Consider the following 20,005-nt stretch of genomic DNA (forward strand, 5'->3'; position numbering starts at 1 on the left):
GAATGCACGGTGTACCTCGGGCAGGAAGGGGCGGTGAGGATGATATCACGCTCCAAGAACCAATGGAGCCTGATCCGCCGCGCTCCACCGTCCCGAAGCGCTCTCGCCGCAGATGTGTGCATGCCGGAGCGCTTTGGCTGGAAGTGTCCTATTCCAGCGGCCACACCTCGACGACGCCGTGGGCGACGGCGCAGGGGACGGTGGAAACCTTCTCTATCGCCTCCGCGAGGCTGCCGGCCTCGATCACCGCGAAGCCGGCCACCGGCAAGGCGAACGTCATGAACGGACCGTCGCGCGTCTCCACGCCTGATGCCTCGGGGTTGCGCACCTGCACCGGCGCCCCCGCCCTGCCGATCAGGGCACCCTCCGCGCCGAGCGCCGCGTCGCGGGCATGGGCGGCGTCCCTCACCGCTTGAGGCGTGCGATCGTAGCCCGCCCGATCGCCATATCCGATGGTGATGAACTTCGGCATGATGGACCTCCCTTCCCGCTTCGGCGCTATGGCATGCACATCACCGAGCATCTCTCCCTGACACGGGGAAACCACAGGGCGAGGGATTGATATCGGGTCCGCCTTTCCCACGTCCCATCGTTGCGAGCTATATCCATGGGCGCTCTATAACAGCGCTGCACTTCGTTCTGCACGAGGTCCTCGCCTTTGCAAGGATGACAATCTATATTATTGTTTTTATTATATAAATCTGTCATCCCCGCGCAGGCGGGGACCTCAGGCCGCATAAGGCGCGGGGGTGATATCAGGCGCCCTCTTTCATACGTTCCCATCATTGCGCACTGCACGCACGGATACTCCCTTGGAGACGTGTGCGTGCCATAGCGTTTCGACGAACAAATGGCAGAAATCATCCGTCCGATTGCATGTTGCAATCGGTCTTACCGTAGCAAGACCGTCACCGACTTGCAAGTGGTTCGCAGCCGCAATCAGTCCTGGCGATGGATCTTGTTGCGGATGCCGTCGAGCCCGCTCCGCAAGGTCTTGGCCGCCTCGGCGCTGATGCCGACGGTGTCGACGATGGCGCAGGCGACGGCGGCCGCCTTGGGACGGAGGGCGTTGCCCTTGTCGGTGACGCGCAAGAGCACCTGCCGTTCGTCTTTCGGGTTGCGGCTGCGCGAGAGCAGGCCGACCGCTTCCAGGCGCTTCAGGAGCGGCGTCAGCGTGCTGGAATCGAGATAGAGCGCCTCGCCCAGCTCCTTCACCGTCCGCCCGTCGCGGTCCCACAGCGCCACCATCACCAGGAACTGCGGATAGGTGAGGCCGATCTCCTCGAGGAGCGGCCGGTAGAGCTGGTTGAAGGCCAGCCCGGCCGAATAGATCGAAAAGCACAGGAGATCGTCGATGCGCGGCACTTCGAGGGCGGCTGGCTGAGGGTCGGCGGTCATCGGCGTTTTTCTCCGGGGGGCAGGATGAGCGATAGCAGCATCGCCGTCCCTGCTCTATCTTTTTGTTTTCAGTGCAATTCCTGACCTGGAACCCTTCCGTTCACCCATCGGAACCGCCCTCCGTCATAAATAATTCGCACGCGATCTGTTTGCAAGCGATTGACAACCGCCCTTCACTTCGGCATATAGATCGTGTGCAAACAAATTGCACACAATTAATTAAGTCGGAAGCAGTTCCAGCAAAAGTGGAAACCGGTTTTGCGTCCGGAACTGCGTCTTGAAAAACCCGAGAGGATATCGTCATGAGCCATTTCACCACCACCGACGGCACCACCCTCTTCTACAAGGATTGGGGCGCCGGCCAGCCCATCGTCTTCTCCCACGGCTGGCCGCTGTCGTCCGACGCCTGGGACCAGCAGATGCTGTTCTTCGGCCAGAACGGCTTCCGCGTCATCGCCCATGACCGCCGCGGCCACGGCCGCTCCGACCAGACCTGGGACGGCAACGACATGGACCGTTACGCCGACGACCTCGCCGAGCTGATCGAGGCGCTCGACCTCAAGGACGTCGTCCTCGTCGGCCATTCCACCGGCGGCGGCGAAGTCGCCCATTATATCGGCCGCCACGGCACCGCCCGCGTCGCCAAGGTGGTTCTGGTCGGCGCCGTGCCGCCCCTGATGCGGAAGACGCCGGCCAACCCGGACGGCACGCCGCTCGAGGTGTTCGACGGCATCCGCGAGGGCACGGCGAAGAACCGCTCGCAGTTCTTCTACGACCTGACCATCCCCTTCTACGGCTTCAACCGCGACGGCGTGACGGAGAACGACGGTCTCCGCCAGAACTTCCGCCGCATCGGCCTGCAAGGCAGCATCAAGGGCCAGTATGACTGCGTCCACGAGTTCTCCGAGGTGGACTACACCGACGACCTCAAGGCCATCGACCGGCCGACGCTGATCATCCACGGCGACGACGACCAGATCGTGCCGATCAAGGCCTCGGCCGAACGGGCCGCCAAGCTGGTCGCCGGCTCGACGCTGAAGGTCTACGCCGGCGCCTCGCACGGCCTCGCCGAAACGGAAGCCGACCGCTTCAACGCCGACGTGCTCGCCTTCATCCGCGGCTGATCCCCCCGGACGCGCGCCGGCCGGGCTCCGAGACCCGGCCGGCTCCCCAATCTTCCTCACACTCTTCGAGCTCACCCAAATCCATGTTCTGGAAAGGAATAGCCATGTCCAAGATTGCCGCCACCGCCCTCGTCCTCAGCGCCCTCGTCTCCGGCGCCGCCGCTCAGCCGGCCAAGCCGACCATCGTCCTCGTCCACGGCGCCTTCGCCGATTCATCGAGCTGGAACGGCGTCATCGCCGCCCTGCAATCGAAGGGCTACCCGGTGGTCGCCGCCGCCAATCCGCTGCGCTCGGTCGCCGCCGACGCCGCCTATGTGTCGGACGTGGTCGCCGGCATCGACGGCCCGGTCGTCCTGGTCGGCCACTCCTACGGCGGCCAGGTGATCTCCACCGCGGCCAACGGCCATGACAACGTGAAGTCGCTGGTCTACGTCGCCGCCTTTGCTCCGGAAGCGGGCGAAGCGGCGGCCGACCTCGCAGGCAAGTTCCCCGGCGGCACGCTGGGCGAGGCGCTGGCCGCGCCGGTGAAGCTCGCCTCCGGCGGCGTCGACCTCTATATCGACCAGTCGAAGTTCCGGACCCAGTTCGCCCATGACGTGCCGGAGGCCGAGGCGGCGCTGATGGCCGCCGGGCAGCGGCCGATCACCGAGGCGGCGCTGACCGAGAAGTCCGGCGAGCCCGCCTGGAAGCGCCTGCCGTCCTGGTTCGTCTACGGCTCGGGCGACAAGAACATCCCGGCCGCCGCGCTGCAGTTCATGGCCGACCGCGCCGGCTCCAAGCACACCGTGGTGGTCGACGGCGCCTCGCATGTGGTGATGGTGTCCAAGCCCCAGGTGGTCGCCGACCTCATCGACGAAGCCGCCAAGTAAGGCCGCCGGCGAGAGACCTGCTTGCAAGACGGATGCGCCGGTCCGCACAAGCGGGCCGGCAGTCCAGCAACGAGGCCACCCGAACGGGCAAATCCCGATGCGAGAGTCGCCCCGGAAAGTATGTGTGGGAGACCATCGGCCGCCCGGAAGGATAAGTGCCGCACAGTTCTCCCCTTTTGTATCCGGCCTATGCCGCTCGACGCCGGCCTAGAGTCTGCGATGGCCCGAACCGTACCTTAAAAAGCGGTCCGCTCACCTTTCGCTCTTGCCATGCAGCCCATTGTTACTGAGGCTTTTCATAGCTTCCCCAATAGTCTTGCCGCCCGCATTTGCCGTTGAAAGCCAAGATCATTTTTGCCATTCTTCAGCTGCCTTGATGCGGCGGGATGAAGATGTTCAGCAAACTCGCGGCCGACGACCTGGACTTGAAGGACATATTCAATGCGTCGGCCAATGCCTATGTGATCTTGACGCGAGATCTGGTCATCGCCGGTTGCAACGAGGCCTATCTCAAGGCTGTCGGACGCGATGATCGTGACGAGATCGTCGGCCGGCCGATGTTCGAGGCCTTCCCCGCCGACCCCGCCTCCGACGAGTATCGGATCCTCAACGCATCCTTCAGCCGGGTGCTCGCCACCAACCAGCCCGACCACGTGGCGCTCATTCCCTACAACACGTCGCGGCCCGGGGAGCCGCCCGTCGTCCGCTTCTGGAGCGCCACCCACATGCCGCTCCGGAACAAGCAGGGCGAGCTCGCCTACATCCTCCAGCACACCGAGGACGTCACCGAGCTTCAGGCGCTGCGCGAGCGCAGCGCGCGCGCCAACATGGCCGAGTCCAGCGTGCTCGCCAGGGCGCAGGCCGTGCAGACGGCCAGCGACCGGCTGTTCGGCGAGATCGCCCTCATGCGCGACCTCTTCGAGCAGGCGCCCGGCTTCATCGCCGTGCTGACCGGCCCCAACCACGTGTTCCAGCTCGCCAATGACGCCTACCGCCGGCTGGTCGGCCGCGATGCGCTGGTCGGGCTCAGCGTCGCCGAGGCCTTGCCGGAGGTGGTCGGCCAGGGTTTCATCGACATCCTCGACGAGGTCTGGCAGACGGGCGCCCCCTACTCGGGGCAGGGGCTGCCGGTGTTCCTGAGCCGCCCCGGCGGCCGGTCGACGTTAAGGCACGTCGACTTCGTCTACCAGCCGATCCGCGACACCCAGGGCGAGGTGACCGGCATCTTCGTTCAGGGCCATGACGTGACAGAGCGCTGGCGCGCCCAGCGCGACCTGCAGCGACAGACCGACCTGCTGCGCCTAGCCCAGGAAGGCGGCGGCTTCGGCACCTATGACTGGGACCTGCAGCGCCGCACGGTGCGCGGCACCCGGCTGTTCCGCGAGCTGTTGCAACTGCCTGCGGAGCCGGAAGACGTGCCCGTCGAGGAGGTGCTGAACCGCATCCACCCCGACGACGTCTCCCGTCTGGTCGACCAGGTATCCGGCGGCGCCGGCACCAGCATCGACATGCCGCTGGAACTGCGCCTCTTGATCGACGGCCGCATCACCTGGATCGGCGCCCGCGGCATCGTCGTCCGCGACGTCCACGGCCAGCCCGAGCGGGTGCTCGGCGCCGTGCACGACCTGACGCAGAGGAAGCAGATCGAGGAGCGGCTCGACATGGTGGCTCGCGAGAGCGCCCACCGCGTCAAGAACATCCTGACCATCATGCAGATCGTCGCCGAGAACACGCTGCGCCGCGCCACCTCCATCGAGGCCGCCCGCAAGAGCCTCGGCGACCGCATCGCCGCCCTCAACCGGGCTCAGGTGCGCATCCTGGCCGGCCCCGGGGACAGCCGGCTCGACGCCATCGTCCGTGACACCTTCGCCATCACCTATCAGCTCGACGACCGCATCGTCATCGACGCCGGCGGCGACGCCGAGCTGGGGCCGCGCACCAGCCTCGGTCTGGCACTGGCGCTGCACGAGCTGATCACCAACGCGCTGAAATACGGCGCGCTGTCCACCGCCAAGGGCAAGGTGTACATCAACTGGACCGTCACACCCTGCCCCGAGACGGAAGGCGCCCGGGTGACGCTTGACTGGCGCGAGGCTGGCGGTCCGCCGGTGACCGGCGCCGCCGGCAAGGGCTTCGGCTCCATGCTGATCCGCAACAGCCTTGCCCACGACCCGGCCGGCCGCGCCGACTGGGTCGCCGCCCCGGACGGCGTGCGCTGCCAGTTCGTCTTCAGCGCCAAGGCGGTCGTCGCGGAGGCCGGAGAGGAGATGGCGGGCTGAGGGCGCGGCGGCGTCAACCGCCGGCCCGCCACCCATGCAGGCCGCGTCAGGCGGCGCGCAGCGACGCCACGAAGGCCGTCACCTCCGACTGAAGATCGGTCACTTGTGCCGTCAGATCGTCGGAGAGGCGCATCAACTGGACCGACGACGCGCCGGTGACCTCGGCGGCATTGCTCACCCCGGCGATATTGGCCGTGACGTCGGTGGTGCCGGCAGCGGCCCGGTGGGTGTTCTGCGACATCTCCGACGTTGCGACCCCCTGCTGTTCCACGGCGGCGGCGATGGTCTGCGACGCCTGCTGGATCGCCATGATGGTCTTGGTGATCTCGGACACCGAGGCGACGGTGGTGTTGGTCGCCACCTGGATCTCGCCGACCTTGCGGCCGATGTCGTCGGTCGCCTTGGCCGTCTGGTCGGCGAGGTCCTTCACCTCGGCGGCCACCACCGCGAAGCCCCGGCCGGCCTCGCCCGCCCGTGCAGCCTCGATGGTGGCGTTGAGGGCGAGGAGATTGGTCTGGGCGGCGATGTTGCTGATCAGCTCGACCACCTCGCCGATCTGATGGGCGGCCGTCGCAAGGCTCCGGATATTGTTGGCGCTCTGCTCGGCTGCCAGCGAGGCATCCTGGGCAATGCGGTTGGAGCCGTTGACCTGGGTGGAGATTTCCCTGATCGAGGCTGAAAGCTCCTCGGTACCGGCGGCCACCGTCTGCACGTTGGAGGCCGCCTCCTCGGCGGCACCGGCCACCGCCTGCGCCTGGCGCGACGTTTCCTCGGCAGTTGCCGACAGGTTACGCGCCGCTTCGGCGATGGTGCCGGACGACCGGCCGAAGCCCTCGGCGAGCGCTTCCATGCGCCCGACGAAGCGCTCGGCCAGTTCGGCCCGCGCCCGCGTCGACGCCTCGGCGGCCTGCCGCGCCGCCTCCTGTTCCTCGCGCGCCTTGGCGGCCCGGGTCAGTTCGTCGCGGAAGGCGGAGAGGGCCGCGCTCATCGCTCCGATCTCGTCCATGCGCTCGGCATAGCCGACCTTGACCTGATAGTTGCCGGCCTGCATGTCGCGCATGACGCCGATGCTCTCACGGATCGGCGCAGCCACGCGCCGGTTCAGCACGACGGCCGAGGCGAGGCCGATCAGGATGGTAAGAAGGATGGAGCTGAAAGTGGCGACGGTGATGACGGTCTGCGCCGTCGCCATGGCGGCGCTGCGGCTGTCGAGCAGCGATGCCTCGGCCGACTTGAACTCGGTGAGGAGGCTGCGGATCTTGTCGAAGCTCTTCTTGCCGAGGCCCTGACGCTCGATGTCGCGGGCGGCGCCCTGAGTCTCGGGCTTCGCCATCAGGTCGATGGCCTGGTGCGACACCTCGGTCTGCCAGATCTGAACTTCCGCCGCGATGGCGTCGAGACGGGTCTGCTGCGCGGGATTGTCGGCGGTCAGCTCCTTGGCGGCGGCGAGCGCCGTCTTGAAATCCGCCTCGCCAGCCCTCAGCGGGTCGAGGTTCGCCTCGTTGCCCGTCACCAGGTAGCCGCGCATGCCGGTTTCCTGGTTGACCAGGGCAGCAAGCGTGCTGTCGGCCGCCTGTAGCACCTCATAGGTATGGATCGTCCAGTCCACATTCTGCTTCATGCTCTGGTTGGCCATCTGGACGAACAGACCGCTGCCCAAGCCGCCTGCGATGACGATGCCGAACGCCACCAGTAGCTGGCCGCGGATCTGAAGATGGAACGCCATGTACAAACCTCCTGACGGCCCGAAAGCCGGCTCGACGCTGATGCGTGTGGAAATCGGAGGTGACCGGCCCCAGCCTTGGATCGATTTTGGCGCAGAACGCGCGCGATCCGCCATCCGGCTCACCCATGGGCGCCAGGATAGAGACAAACCCTCACCGACTGATTAACGTCAGTCAATATTTTCCAGATCAACTTTTAGCAACGCGATTCGTGCGATTGCAACCGTATGAATAACGCACCAGCACGCGCGCTACACAAAGGAAATCGGAAGAGATCGACTGTCAGACACTGAATCTCGTCTGGCATAATTCTGTTCCGTGCATCCTGCTGCAAGCTACAACTTCAACACCTGGTTGATGGACGCCGACGCGATCTACCTCGCCTGCGTTTTCTCATGGTTATACTGACCGGCGCTCCTCACTTGCCCGCCACCGCCCGCCTCTTGCCGGCCATGCCGAACAGGAAGCGGCTCACCGGATGGCGGTCGATCAGGGCGGCGAGCGCCAGGCTGGCGGCCGTGGTGACCACGACGATGGCGAGATATTTCAGAAGCGGCGCGTCGCTCCAGCCGATGGTCAGGAAGCCCAGGGCGATGATGATCGTCTGGTGCAGCATGTAGAAGGCCATGGCATAGGGCGTGAAGCCGGTGAGCCAGGGAACGCGCCGGTCGAACCGCATGAAACCGCCGATGAGGGCGAGGAGCAGCGTCCATTCCGTCATCGTCCGGAGGATGGTCCACATCAGCGGCGTCAGCGGCAGCGGCGTCACGAAGCGATGGATGAGCGCGGCGGCGAGCAGCACCGCCGCCAGCGCCGCCAGCACGGGCACACGCCGCCGGAGCGTTTCGAGCGGCACCTCGGTCAGCGCGAAGAGCGCGCCCAGCAGCATCAGGTAGACGAAATGGGCGTGGTTGGCCCAGTCGTCGATGAGGGCGTGGCTGCTGCCGTAGACCGGGCGCAGCGTCGCCTCGATGACGATCAGCGGCAGGCCGAGCGCAAGCAGCATCGGAACGTTGGAGAAGACCGTGGCGAAACCGCCCCTGAGCGGCCGGGCCGCGTCCGACCGCAGCGCCAGGAAGACCGGCAACAGCAGCAACGAATAGACGAACAGGTAGATCAGGAACCACAGGTGATGCCAGCTGAAGTTGGCCTGGTCGTAGCAGCAGTCGAGAAAGCGCGGCATAAATCCGATGAAGCCGACGTCGAGCCGGAGCGGCGACTGCGTCACGAGGTCAGCAGGCGCGATGCGCTCGAGATAGACCTGCGGCAGCACCAGCGCGAAGATTCCGAAGACGAAAGGCACGAAGAGACGGGTGACGCGCTCCCTTGCGAAGCGGCCGGCGCTGCGTCGTTCGAGCGACAGCATCATGCTGAAGCCGGCCAAGAGGAACAGCATCGGCATGCCCCAGACGTTGAACAACGCCACCACCACGTCGGCGGCGAGATAGGTGTGCCGATCCTTGATATGCCAGGGCTCCGGGTCGAACAGCCGCGCGGTGTGGAAAAGCACGAGCGAGAGCACCGCGACATTGCGCAGATTGTCGACCCAGAAGAGGCGTGACGATAGCCTGCTGCCCAGACCATTCATGGCGTGCACTCCGCTGTCATGCATGCCATAATAAATGAACGATTCGTTCATTTAAAGCAAGTGTGAGAGCCTGACTTGAAACTCGCTGGGGCGCGGCAGATGGCGACGAGTTCGAGAACCGGAGCGGAGCGGGCTTAAGGCCCGTGAGCACCGGAAGCGCAGAACACTAAGTCAGATGCCCGCCCCAGTAGAGTTTCGGGTCAGGCGGAGAAAACCGGATGCGACGCAAAGACCCCGACCGCCTTGCGACCCTCGCCGACGCGGCGCTCGCCGTGTTCACCGAGCGCGGCTATCGCCTGACGCAGGTGGCGGATATCGCGGCGGCGGCCGGAGTTTCGGCCGGGTCGATCTACAACTACGCCGAAGGCAAGGATGCGCTGTTGAAGCTGGCGGTTCTCCGCGCGGCCGGCCGGCTCTCCGAAGTGACGCCGCCGCTCGCCGCGCCGGGGCTCGACGGCGTCGTCGCACTGATCGACGCCATCCTGACGCCGGTGACGCTGGACTGGCCGGTGCTAACGCCCGCCGGGCGGGACCCCGCCCTGCCCTTCCGCGCCACGCTCTCGGCCATCGTCGACGAAACCTTCGCCTTCCTCGCCGCCCGCTATCGGCTGATCTGGCTGCTCGACCGGCTGTCGCTGGAAATGGACGCGGTGCGCGACATCCACGTGCTCGGCGCCAAGACGCGCTTTCTCCGCCAGCTCACCGCCTTCCTCGCCCTCCATATTCAGGACGACGAAGCCGCCGTCGCCGCCGTGGCGCGCGGCATCCTGGAGGTGATCGTCTGGTTCGCCATGCACCGCCACCGCGACCGCCTGTTCCCCGCCTTAGGCGACGAAAAGGCCCTCGCCCTCGCCCGCCGCCTGGTGCTGGATGGGGCGGCTGGAGGGGCGACCACCAGCCGTTAGCCCGCAAAAGGCGGCAAACTCGCAGCACCCTGTGCTTGAGCCAAGAAAGAAGCTCGTTTCGTTTATTTCGATTATTGGCTTGATATCGCAAGATGGCTTATATTGAGAATCCAACCAGCGAGGATGCCATGGCCATATCAGCGCATGTTTCCGAGATCGGCGGTCGCCTGCCATCCGAGCAGGAAATGGCCGCCGCGAACCAGCTTCGCCGGATCATCGCCGCCCAGATGGAGGGCGACGCGAAGCTGCGCGTTGTGGAAGACGGCAAGAAACAGCCCTCGGAAATCGTCCTGACGCCTGCACTGTCGCGGCTGCTCCTCGGCCTGCTTCGCCATATCGGCAGCGGCGACGCGGTGACGCTCGTCCCGCTCCACCGGATGATGACCACCCAACAGGCGGCCGACATCCTCAACGTATCCCGCCCTTTCCTGGTATCTCTGCTTGAGAAGGGCGAACTTGCCTATTCGATGGTCGGGCGGCATCGGCGCATAAAGGCCGAGGATCTTTTCGCCTACCAGCTCAGCCGGGACGAGCGCCGCAGCCGAGCGCTGGCCGACCTCGCCGAGTTGGACAGGGACCTGATCTGAAGCATGTTCGCCAACCGCTTCACGGCCTTCGTCGATGCGAACGTTCTCGCCGGAGCGCTGAAGCGCAACCTTCTTCTCACGTTGGCGGAGGCGGGACATTTCCGGGTGCGCTGGTCGGCCATCGTGCTGGGTGAGACCGAACGGGCCATAGAAGCCATCCTTGAGGATAGAGGGGAAGGCGACGCACGAACACGCGCCGCCAAGCATCGCGCGGCGATGGAGCGGGCTTTCGAGGATGCCAATGTCGCGGACTACAGTGAGTTCTTGCATCTCGGCGACCACCTTCCGGACCCGAACGACGGCCATGTTCTGGCTGCCGCCCTCAAGGCGAAGGCCGATGTGATCGTCACGGACAACCTCAAGCACTTCCCGACGGAGGTGCTGTCGCCACTCGGCCTGAACGCCCTTTCCGCCGACGTGTTCATCGCCAACACGGTGGCGCTTGAGACCGCCTCGGCCATCCCTGCGCTACGCAAGATGCGGGAGCGCTTCCAGAAGCCGGAGATGGATGCTGAGCAGTTACTGATCCGCATGGAAGCCATCGGCCTTCTGGAAACGACAAGCTGCCTGAAGCCGTTTATCGGCTCGCTTTAACAGAGCCGGAACTGCGCGCGCCTCACGACGCCACTGCCACGCCGCGCCGATAGTCCGAGGGCGTGGTGCCGGCGGCCTTGACGAAGGCGGCGTTGAAGGTGGATTTGGAGTTGAAGCCCACCTCGTAGGCGATGTCGATGATGGTCTGGCCGGCGCGGGCTGGCGAGGCGAGCAGGAGCTTGGCTTCCTCGATGCGCGTCTGGTTGATGAAGTCGTTGAAGCGCAGCCCGGCCGTCTGGTTGATGGCCTGCGACAGCTCGTTGGGCGTCACGCCGAGCCGCTTGGCGAGGCGGGCGAGCGTCAGCGTCGGATCGGCGAACAGGCGCTTGTCGACCAGCGCCCCGCGCGCCCTTGTCAGGATGTCCCGCGCCCGCTCCTCGGTGAGGCCGGAGCGGCGGTACTTGCCGATGCTCTCCTCGACCTTGTTGCTGAGGCTGGCGCTGGCCCGGCTGAGCGCGCCGCGCGTGGCAAGGCCCAGCCAGATCAGTGCGTTGAGCACGAGCCCGAAGATGAGGTCGGCGAGCGAGATGAAGCCGTCGCCGGCATCGGCGGTGAGGCCGTAGGCGCCGGCGGCAAGGCTGATCAGCCAGACGAGGCCGAGCCCCAGGAGCAGCCGGCCCGCCCAGGCGCGGCGCCGCTCGCCGGTCGGGCCGGTCACCTGCCAGTTCCACCAGAGCCGGCCGGCGGCGGCGAGATAGAAGGCCTGCAGGAGCGGCGTGCCGATCAGCGCGGTGGCCGCCATCAGGGCGGCGAGCGCCAGACCCGGCTGCGGCGGCGCGCCGGCAAGCAGCCCATCCCAGGCCCCGTCCGGCAGGAACACCACCGGCAGCAGGAGGCCCAGGATGGCCGCCGGCCCGAAGACGTGAACCGGCAGGCGGGAGACGGACCGGCTCTCCTCGAGCAGCGTGAGGTGAAGGTAGAGGAGCGGGGCGGCGGCGGCCTCGGCAAAGAGGCCAAGGGCGATCAGCCTGAGCGAGGCGGCGCCCTGCCCGAGCGCCGACGTGGCGTCGGCAAGGCCGGAGACGGCGAGGCAGACCACCGCGCCGGCGAGACAGCGGTTGGCGCGCGTCCTCAGCACCGGCAGCGCCGTGAGCAGGCCGGCCACGAACAGCGCCTGCCCCAGCGTGAGCAGAATGACGGCGACGGCCGCGAGCGTCATGACGTGTTGCCCCAGCATCCCCATGAAGCCTTTCAGAACCTGACCTTGAGATTGACGTCCGCCGACTGCGCCACCCGATCCTTGTCGAGGCCGGCGCGGCAGGTCAATCCCAGGCTCCAGGCGTCGGCGTCGAGATGGGAGTGGACGGCGGCCTGCCACGCATGGCCGCGCTCGGTGAGACGCAGGCTGTCGCGGAACAGGAAGCCGTTCTGCCGCTCGCCGGTCGGGTCGCAGAGTGCGCCCTCGTCGTGGCAGGCGTCGGTGACGCTCACGAAGCCATAGGCGGCGGGTTCGGCGAGGATGGATCGGAAGAGGTCGTTGGAGGGGATGACCGCAATCTCTATGCCGCCGGGCAGCCGCTCCCTCAGCGCGGCGAGGTCGGCCCTCAGCGCCTCGCGCATCGAGGCCGACAGCCGGCCGAAGGCGTCGCGCAGCGCCGGACCACCACCGATGAAGCCACCCATCAGCCGCGAATGGGCGAAGTCCGGCACATCGTCGACGAGGATGGTGCGGGCGCCCTGGGAGGCCAGCCGCTCGGCGGCCTCGCTGAGGTTGACCGAGACGCGGGCAGCGGCCGCCACAACATTCTCGCCGCGCATCATGGCGCCGAGGATGTCCCCGGTGCCGGCCGCGACGACGAACCGGTCCTCCGGCCGCACCGTCAGCCAGCCGCAGGCCACCCGCCGCTCGAACAGCGCGACCTGCGCCAGGACGCCGGTGGCGTCAGGGTCCGTGATGGTGCCGGTCGTGGCGCTGTCGCCGAACAGATAATAGCCGCCGTCGCCGGCCAGCCCCTCGCCGGCGGCCAGCGTGATGGTGAGGAAGAGAATGACGCGAAGGCGCCGATGGAAGCGGGAATGGGGCGGCGGAAAGAGCGGCAAGACGGGCTCCGGGCTGGGCGATCGGGGTGGCCATGACGGTCGCACCCCGGACCCATTGCCCATTCTCCGGCCCTCTTCGTCCCGTCCTATGAGTTCGTACCCGGGCGCCCGAAAGACGAACCGCCCCGCGCGCCTACTCCATGTCCAGGAGTTCCCTGAGCTCCGGCGACACCCCGCTCAGGTCGACGACGGCGCGGACGCGCGCCACCCGCTGCCTGTGCGCGTCGGGCGCCGCCGACATCGGATAGGCGAGGCGCAGCCCCTCGTAGTCGACACCGGTCAGCGTCTGGGCGGGAGCGGGGTTGTAGCAGGGGCTCTGCGCGCCATCGACCAGCATGGTCGGGCTCGACTGGTAATAGTCCATGATCGACTTTCGGTCGAAGCCGCTCGAAAAGCGGAGGTCCCGCTCGTCATTGTTCAGCCGGTCGAAGTTCGCCTTGACCGTGGCCTCGTCCCAGCCCCACAGCCGCTTGATTTCCGCATAATTGAAGCGGCAGGTCGCATCGGGCTTCTGATGCTCGTGGAAGAAGCCGAGGGCGTGGATGAGCTCGTGCCACACCTGCCAGCCCTGCGGCGCGCCGCCCAGGAAGATGTTCGCCTCGCCGAGGTTGCGCTTCTTCATGCCGTTGCGTCCGATGCGGGCGCTGCAACACTTCACGCCCGAACCCACGGCGATCCGGATCTCCTCGGTATAAAGCCCTTGGGCGTTCTTCTTGCAGTCGGGGAATGGATTTGTGCTCTGAAAGTCGATGCTGACATTGATCCTCGCACCGTTCAGTAGTCTGGCAGCCGAGTTGAAAATGGAATTCCTTTCGGCCTGGGTTCCGCCAATAAAGCACGCCTTCAGAATTTGCCCCGGACGCCACAATAACGCTCGCGAGAAGAAATATCTTTTGTCTTCGTCTGAAGTTGAGTTGGCCAAGTCGGTCACTTCCGTCAGAAGTGGACCAGCCTCGTCATTGAATTCCGGATTGAAAGTACCCCATTCATTGTGGGCGCCGGCCGATCCGGCAACGAACAGTGTGACGGCAAAAGCCAAAATGACATGGAAGCGCATCCGACCCCCCATCGGTTGTCTTGAAGACATACGTATTATATGCTAAGTTGAATCAATTAGGCAACATCTGGGTGGCTGCGATGACTCGGTCGCGGATGTTTTTCCTTTGCCATTTCTTGGCCTTGTCTTTATTCGCCCTGGCAATTGTCGCGATATCCTCAGGTTCATCTCGCGCCCAGCAAACCGGCGCCATGATCGGCGCCGGGGCGGAAGGCGCCGAGGAGGCCGTGCCCTTTCTGGGTCAGGCGCTGACGCCCGACGGCAACGGCGCCCTGCCGCCGCGCCTCGCGCTGGTCATCGGCGTCGCCACCTACGACCCGGCCGACCACGTCAGCATTCCGAGCCTGCCGGGCGTCGCCCGCGACACGCAAAGGGTCGTCGAAGCGCTGAGCGACGCCGACTTCCGGGTGACCGAGCCCAGGAACAACGGCGGCCGGGTAACGCGCAACGACATCCTGGAAGCGCTGAACCGCTTCTCGCTCAACGTTCGGCAACTGCGATCGACCTCGGGCAAGAAGCCGGTCGTTCTGGTCTATTTCGGCGGTCACGGCGTGACCAACGGCACCGACAACCTGCTGATCCCCGCCGACTTCAACCCCACCTTCCAGGAAGACCTGAAGGACATGGCCCTGCCACTCGCCACCATAAGGGAGCGGCTGGAAGCGCTGGACGTTTCGTTGCGCTACATCATTCTCGACGCCTGCCGCAACCAGCTGCCGCTGTCGCTCGCCTCGGTGTCCGGGGCGGGAGCGCCGGCCTACAAGCCCGGCATGACCCGCATGCCGATCGACACGGCCGGCGAAACCATCTGGTTCGCCACCCTGAACGGCAATGTGGCCAGCGACGGCTCCACCTTCACCCAGCGCCTTCTCGACGTGCTGGACAAGGAGCGGACCAAGGCGGAGAAGGAGGCGGCGGACCCGCGATTTTCCGAGGAGGCCGCGTCGCCCCAGCCGGTGGCCGGCGCCTATGGCAACACCTCCTCGGTGCTCGATCAGGTGGCGATCAGCATGGCCGGCTCCGCCCAGGTGCCCGACCGGGCCGGCAACCCGCCGCCGCTCATCCTCTACCCGACCAGGGCCAACTATCGGACCGAGCTGCGGCTCTTCGACCAGTTCAAGGCCGCTCCGTCTTTCCAGCGGCGCTATTGCCTCAGCAAGACCTATCTCGACGCCTTCTTCCTCTATTCCTATTTCTCGACCAACATCGCCGGCTGGAAGACCAAGTTCGAGGAACTGGTCGAAGGCGGCGAGCTGCCCTCCTGCGCCGACCTCGCCACAAACCAGGTCGCCAGCGCCGACCTGCCGGTCAAGACCGCCACCGGCGAATGGCGGGTCGTCGCGTCGGCAAGGTCGCCCTTCACCGAACCGGGGCAACTGGCCAGCGCGGCGGCGGAGGAATCCGGCGGCAGGACGCCGGCGGGCGGCGATACGCCGCCACCGTCCCGCACACCGGTCATCGCCGGCTTTCCCGACGACCTGTCGCAGCTCAGCCTGGCGACGGCCGGCACGAACCTGCCGGTCTATCGCTTCGCCAACGCCGGCGGCGCGGCCGTGACCACGCTCGACAAGGGGCAGCTCCTGGCGATCGGCGACACCAACGGCGCCTTCGTCCGCGTGCAGACGCCGGACGGCACCGAGGGTTATGCCGAGCAGAAGCTGGTCAATGCCGGCACCAACCTGTTGCGCGTCACCCTCGGCTATGACGACAGGGGCGAACTCACCGACGCCTCGCAGACCGCGCTCAAGGCGCTGGCCGACACCATCGTCTACGACGCCGCCATCGAATACCGCGACAGCGACAGCAAGGGCGGGCTGCTTCTCGCCATCTCCGCCTTCGACGAACTGCGGAAGGCCACCTTCGTCCCCATGGAGCTCACCCCGCTCTACCGGGCCGCCGACGCGTCGAACCCGCTGCCGCCGCGCTCCGTCCGCATCCTGCTCACGGCGCTGCCGCTCGACCCGGCCCTTCGCAACAGCGCCTATTCCTACAGCGGCGGCACGGTGAGCCTCGACGCTGCCGTGACGCTCAGCCAGCCGGTGCTCGCCTCCGCCTCGACCGGCGCCATCCTCGGCCAGGGCAGCGCCTTTGCCTGCGCGTCGCCTCTCGCCGCCGAGGCAACCGCAGACAGAACAGTCCTCGTCAGCTACCCCAGCGCCAGCGAGGCGGGCGCCGCCGAGACCGTGCGGCGCGTGTTCGGGACGGTCGGCTTTGCCGTCCCCGACCCGATCCAGCGAGGCACACGCATCCAGAAGCAGGGCACGCGCGTCACCTATTGCGCCGCCGACCAGGGGCTGATCGATCGGGCGAAGGCGCCGCTGTCGGCCTGCTTCGGCGACGCCTTCCGCTATTTCCCGACCTCGGACAGGGCGCTCTGCGCCTCCGGCCGCATCGATGTGGTGGTCACCGACGCGAGCCTCGCGATCAACTGACCACCGCCCGTCTGGAAGCAAGAACGCTTGCCCCGACCTGCCTTGTTATTTTTGTCTATAGACTTGCCAAGTTTCGACCATGACGGCAATACGCCGGACCGCGCCGGCGTAACCGAAAATTATACAAGATCGTCAAGAGTATACTTCCGGAAATACGCATCGCGACAGAATTGCGGCATGCTTTTGGTCGGGCGGGGGGATGACATGCAGTCGATCAGGTTTCAGCTGAGGTCCTTGCTGGTGATCTTCACCACGCTGCTGGTGCTTCTCTCGCTCGGCACCTGGTACGGCCTCGGCTGGATCAGGACGACCCAGGACAGCGGCGCCGCCATCGCCGCTCATTCCAACGAAGCGGCCTCCGCCAGCGCGCTGGGCGCCCGGCTCTATCGCATCATCGCCGACACCGAGATCAACCGCGACCTCGACGTCAGCCGGCGCGACTGGGCGGCGGCCATCGCCGAGGAGCGGGCTACCATCGACGGCCTGAAGGCCTGGATCGACGCGCCGGATCAGGCGGCGGCGCTCAAGGCGGGCGAGGAAGCGCTCGGCCGGCTCGTCGCCCTCTACGAGACCGACATGATGCCGCGCCTCGAGAAGTCGACGGAGATGACGCAGGACATCCGCGATCTCGACGGCAAGATCGACGACGTGGTCACCGAGATCGCCACCGCCTTCGGCACGCTCCGGACGCTGGCCGAGGCGGAGGCGCAGGCCGTCGACGCCACCTTCGACGGCATGGTCGCCACCTTCCAGACGACGGCGATCTCCATCCTCCTCACGGCGCTGATCGCCGTCGCCATCCTCAGCCTCAGGATCGACCGCGAGGTGTCGAGCGGCGTCGTCGCCATATCGCGGTCGCTTCAGGCGATCGCTCGCGGCGACCTCGCGGCCGCCTCCGGCAAGGCGCGGCGCGACGAGTTCGGCCGCATGGCCGAGGAGCTCGATCAGGTGCGGCGCAACCTCCTGGAGGCCGAGGCGCTGCGCAGCGACCTGTCCGGCCGGCAGGCGGCCGAGCGCGAGCGGCTGGAGCGGACCGCCGCCCTCACCCGCGACTTCGCCGAGCGCATGCGGACGCTGTCCGAGGGCTTCGGCAAGTCGTCCGGCGAAGTGGCGGTGAGCGCCCGCAACCTGTCGGCCACCGCCGAGGAAACGGCGCTTCAGGCCCAGCAGGTGGCCGGCGCCGCCGAGGAAGCCTCCACCAACGTGCAGACCGTGGCGGCCGGCGCCGAGGAACTCTCCGCCTCCATCCAGGAAATCGCCAAGCAGGTGTCGCATTCCTCCGAGATCGCCCGCGCCGCCGCCACCGAGGCCGAGACCTCGGCCCGCAACGTTCAACTGCTGTCCGTCTCGGCCCAGGAGATCGGCGAGGTGGTGACGCTGATCAACTCCATCGCCGCCCAGACCAACCTTCTGGCGCTCAATGCGACCATCGAGGCGGCCCGCGCCGGCGAGATGGGCAAGGGCTTCGCGGTGGTCGCGGCGGAAGTGAAGCAGCTTGCCGACCAGACGGCAAAGGCCACCGACGAGATCGGCCGCAAGATCGCCGAGGTGCAGTCGGCCACCGGCCTCGCCGTCGAGTCCATCTCGCGCATCGTCGCCACCATCGACCGGATCCAGCACACCTCCGAGGCGATCGCCGGCGCCGTGGAGGAACAGGGCGCGGCGACGGGCGAGATCGCCCAGAACACCCAGCGCGCCGCCTCCGGCACCGCCGACGTGACCGAGACCATCACCGGCGTCGGCGCCTCGGCCGAACTGACCGGCACCGCCGCCACCCAGCTGATGACCCTCTCCGGCCAGCTCGACGCCCAATCCCGCGACCTCAGCCTCCAGGTCCAGACCTTCGTGAGGGAGCTCGGGGCGGCGTGAGGTCGTACCCGCCTAAATCGGCAGGTTGCGGCTCACATCCTGCCTCTGATGCAGAATGCGGATGACATCCAACCGGTCGCCGCGATCGCGGAAGTAGATCATGTGCGTTCCGATGGCATATTTCAGGTAGCCGGAACGCACGTCGACCGGCCGTCCCTGCTTGATGGCAGATGCCAGCCCGAGACAGGCATCGCGGATTTCGTCCGTGTAGCGATCCGCCTGATCCGCCCCCCAGCGTTCGGCGCTGTGATCCCAGATATGGTCGAGGTCGGCAACAGCGGCAGGCGAGAAAGCGAGGGCTTTCATCGCCCCTCATGCTCGGTGCGTTTTCGGGCCTTGAACGCCTCGAAATCGAACGGCTGCGGCTCGCCGGACTCTTCGCCGGCGATCAGCGCCTCCTGCAGCGCCTTCACCTTGGCCTCGTGCTCCTCCAGAAGCCGCAGCCCCGCCCGCACGACATCGCTGGCCGATCCATAGCGACCGGACTTCACCTGGTCGCCGATGAAGCTCGCGAAGTGCTCCCCGAGCGTCACGGACGTGTTGCGGGGCATTGGCTTTCCTTCATGTTCGGGTCAATCTCGCTGTACCAAAATGTATTACACTTGATCGGATCGGGCAAGTGGTGCGAGCCGCGGATATCGGGCGCCCCCACCAGTCACCGGCCCAAGAGCCGCCCCTCGTCGTCGATCACCGTCAGCCGGTGCGGCAGACTGTCGGACCAGCGCCACAGCACGAGGTTGAGGTCGGCTTCCGACGATCCCCTTGCGAAGCTGCGAACGAGAAGCCCCGCGAAGCCGGCGGCGAGGAGCTCGGCGGCGAAGGCTTGCGTCCTCGATCGTCCCGTTGCCCGCATCTCGTCGCGCCAGGTCGCCACGGCAAGGTCGGCCGCCGTCATGCCACAGGTCGTGAGCGCCGCGACGTCGCGGCTGTCGAAGAGATCGTCGATGTCGGCGTCATAGGAAACGAGCGTCGTCGGTTGCAGGCTGCCCACCTGGTTGGCCTCGCGAATGGCGGTGACCACGTCGAGTGTCAGATAGAGCGCCGCCGTTCCCCTGGCGTTGAAGCGGCCGCCGTAGAGCGCGGCGCCGTGCCCCGACAATGGCTCGCGAGCATAGAGTGGATTGAGGGCGCGATAGAGCGTGCCTTGAAAGCGCATAGGGGCCTGCATCAGGCGAAGACGCCGGCATCCACCGCATCGATATAATCAAGAACGTCCCCTGCCCGACCCTGCTGCACCAACGCCATGGCGGTGGCGCCACTGAAGCCGGGCAACGGTTCGGACCGATACCAGGCATAGGCCATCAGGGCGGAGCCGAAGCGCGGCTCCACCTTGTTGACGATCTCGATCATCTCGCGCAGGCGCCGCTGCGTCTTGTCCGAACGAAGGCGCTCGGCCCGGAGCACAGCGTCGCGGCCCAGCCCGGCCGACCGTGCCACCTCGTCCTTCGTGGTACGGAAGGCGTCGGCGATCTTGGTCGGCGCGAACAGGCCGTCGTCGGCATATTGAGCCAGTCCCATCCTCATATCTCCGCCACGTTT

The 20,005-nt window shown here is 66.5% G+C and carries 19 protein-coding genes; 8 read left to right on the forward strand and 11 right to left on the reverse strand.

What is annotated here, in order from left to right; translation table 11 throughout:
* Positions 1 to 148: 148 nt before the first annotated feature.
* Positions 149 to 472, reverse strand: coding sequence for a YciI family protein (locus CXZ10_RS19705; RefSeq protein WP_101291086.1), 324 nt, complete (start codon positions 470 to 472; stop codon positions 149 to 151).
* Positions 473 to 939: 467 nt separating this feature from the next.
* Positions 940 to 1,398 carry a MarR family winged helix-turn-helix transcriptional regulator gene (locus tag CXZ10_RS19710; protein ID WP_101291087.1) on the reverse strand — a complete coding sequence of 153 codons (459 nt, stop codon included), beginning with the start codon at positions 1,396 to 1,398 and terminating at the stop codon, positions 940 to 942.
* Positions 1,399 to 1,700: 302 nt separating this feature from the next.
* Here CXZ10_RS19710 and CXZ10_RS19715 point away from each other — a divergent pair, with 302 nt between their 5' ends.
* The 3 genes from CXZ10_RS19715 (at position 1,701) to CXZ10_RS19725 (ending at position 5,670) form a co-directional block, all read left to right on the forward strand.
* Positions 1,701 to 2,522, forward strand: a complete 822-nt coding sequence (locus CXZ10_RS19715) for an alpha/beta fold hydrolase (RefSeq protein ID WP_101291088.1) — start codon at positions 1,701 to 1,703, stop codon at positions 2,520 to 2,522.
* 104 nt (positions 2,523 to 2,626) lie between these two features.
* Complete coding sequence (locus CXZ10_RS19720; protein WP_101291089.1) at positions 2,627 to 3,391, forward strand: alpha/beta fold hydrolase; 765 nt, start codon at positions 2,627 to 2,629, stop codon at positions 3,389 to 3,391.
* Positions 3,392 to 3,783: 392 nt separating this feature from the next.
* Positions 3,784 to 5,670 carry a PAS domain-containing protein gene (locus tag CXZ10_RS19725; RefSeq protein WP_180336090.1) on the forward strand — a complete coding sequence of 629 codons (1,887 nt, stop codon included), beginning with the start codon at positions 3,784 to 3,786 and terminating at the stop codon, positions 5,668 to 5,670.
* Between the two features lie 46 nt (positions 5,671 to 5,716).
* Here CXZ10_RS19725 and CXZ10_RS19730 read toward each other — a convergent pair whose 3' ends face one another.
* Positions 5,717 to 7,396, reverse strand: coding sequence for a methyl-accepting chemotaxis protein (locus CXZ10_RS19730; protein WP_180336091.1), 1,680 nt, complete (start codon positions 7,394 to 7,396; stop codon positions 5,717 to 5,719).
* A gap of 416 nt (positions 7,397 to 7,812) precedes the next feature.
* Positions 7,813 to 8,982, reverse strand: a complete 1,170-nt coding sequence (locus CXZ10_RS19735; protein WP_180336092.1) for an acyltransferase family protein — start codon at positions 8,980 to 8,982, stop codon at positions 7,813 to 7,815.
* A 218-nt stretch (positions 8,983 to 9,200) separates the two neighbouring features.
* Here CXZ10_RS19735 and CXZ10_RS19740 point away from each other — a divergent pair, with 218 nt between their 5' ends.
* The 3 genes from CXZ10_RS19740 to CXZ10_RS19750 all read left to right on the forward strand — a co-directional run bounded on the left by CXZ10_RS19740 (position 9,201) and on the right by CXZ10_RS19750 (position 11,068).
* Complete coding sequence (locus CXZ10_RS19740; protein WP_101291093.1) at positions 9,201 to 9,887, forward strand: TetR family transcriptional regulator; 687 nt, start codon at positions 9,201 to 9,203, stop codon at positions 9,885 to 9,887.
* Between the two features lie 128 nt (positions 9,888 to 10,015).
* Positions 10,016 to 10,474: an excisionase family DNA-binding protein gene (locus CXZ10_RS19745; RefSeq protein WP_101291116.1), complete on the forward strand. Its 459-nt coding sequence runs from the start codon at positions 10,016 to 10,018 to the stop codon at positions 10,472 to 10,474.
* Positions 10,475 to 10,477: 3 nt separating this feature from the next.
* Positions 10,478 to 11,068: a PIN domain-containing protein gene (locus CXZ10_RS19750; protein WP_101291094.1), complete on the forward strand. Its 591-nt coding sequence runs from the start codon at positions 10,478 to 10,480 to the stop codon at positions 11,066 to 11,068.
* 22 nt (positions 11,069 to 11,090) lie between these two features.
* Here CXZ10_RS19750 and CXZ10_RS19755 read toward each other — a convergent pair whose 3' ends face one another.
* The 3 genes from CXZ10_RS19755 to CXZ10_RS19765 all read right to left on the reverse strand — a co-directional run bounded on the left by CXZ10_RS19755 (position 11,091) and on the right by CXZ10_RS19765 (position 14,165).
* Positions 11,091 to 12,227: a helix-turn-helix domain-containing protein gene (locus CXZ10_RS19755; protein WP_143741572.1), complete on the reverse strand. Its 1,137-nt coding sequence runs from the start codon at positions 12,225 to 12,227 to the stop codon at positions 11,091 to 11,093.
* A gap of 32 nt (positions 12,228 to 12,259) precedes the next feature.
* Positions 12,260 to 13,108, reverse strand: a complete 849-nt coding sequence (locus tag CXZ10_RS19760; protein ID WP_101291096.1) for an SGNH/GDSL hydrolase family protein — start codon at positions 13,106 to 13,108, stop codon at positions 12,260 to 12,262.
* Between the two features lie 133 nt (positions 13,109 to 13,241).
* Positions 13,242 to 14,165, reverse strand: a complete 924-nt coding sequence (locus CXZ10_RS19765) for a M12 family metallopeptidase (protein ID WP_180336093.1) — start codon at positions 14,163 to 14,165, stop codon at positions 13,242 to 13,244.
* 191 nt (positions 14,166 to 14,356) lie between these two features.
* Here CXZ10_RS19765 and CXZ10_RS19770 point away from each other — a divergent pair, with 191 nt between their 5' ends.
* On the forward strand, positions 14,357 to 16,597 hold the full coding sequence (locus CXZ10_RS19770) for a caspase family protein (RefSeq protein ID WP_180336094.1): 2,241 nt from the start codon (positions 14,357 to 14,359) through the stop codon (positions 16,595 to 16,597).
* Positions 16,598 to 16,801: 204 nt separating this feature from the next.
* Positions 16,802 to 18,466: a methyl-accepting chemotaxis protein gene (locus CXZ10_RS19775; RefSeq protein ID WP_180336095.1), complete on the forward strand. Its 1,665-nt coding sequence runs from the start codon at positions 16,802 to 16,804 to the stop codon at positions 18,464 to 18,466.
* Between the two features lie 12 nt (positions 18,467 to 18,478).
* Here the strand turns inward: CXZ10_RS19775 and CXZ10_RS19780 are convergent, their stop codons facing one another.
* From CXZ10_RS19780 to CXZ10_RS19795, 4 genes are all read right to left on the reverse strand, one after another.
* Positions 18,479 to 18,772, reverse strand: a complete 294-nt coding sequence (locus CXZ10_RS19780) for a type II toxin-antitoxin system RelE/ParE family toxin (protein ID WP_101291100.1) — start codon at positions 18,770 to 18,772, stop codon at positions 18,479 to 18,481.
* The gene (locus tag CXZ10_RS19785) at positions 18,769 to 19,017 is read right to left on the reverse strand and encodes a type II toxin-antitoxin system ParD family antitoxin (RefSeq protein ID WP_101291101.1); all 249 of its coding nucleotides are present in this window, start codon (positions 19,015 to 19,017) and stop codon (positions 18,769 to 18,771) included. The genes CXZ10_RS19780 and CXZ10_RS19785 overlap by 4 nt, the downstream gene beginning before the upstream one ends.
* Positions 19,018 to 19,121: 104 nt before the next feature.
* The gene (locus CXZ10_RS19790) at positions 19,122 to 19,622 is read right to left on the reverse strand and encodes an RES family NAD+ phosphorylase (RefSeq protein WP_101291102.1); all 501 of its coding nucleotides are present in this window, start codon (positions 19,620 to 19,622) and stop codon (positions 19,122 to 19,124) included.
* 11 nt (positions 19,623 to 19,633) lie between these two features.
* On the reverse strand, positions 19,634 to 19,984 hold the full coding sequence (locus tag CXZ10_RS19795) for an antitoxin Xre/MbcA/ParS toxin-binding domain-containing protein (RefSeq protein ID WP_101291103.1): 351 nt from the start codon (positions 19,982 to 19,984) through the stop codon (positions 19,634 to 19,636).
* Positions 19,985 to 20,005: the final 21 nt, after the last annotated feature.

The organism is Pleomorphomonas diazotrophica, assembly GCF_002844595.1.
Taxonomy (GTDB): Bacteria; Pseudomonadota; Alphaproteobacteria; order Rhizobiales; family Pleomorphomonadaceae; genus Pleomorphomonas; species Pleomorphomonas diazotrophica.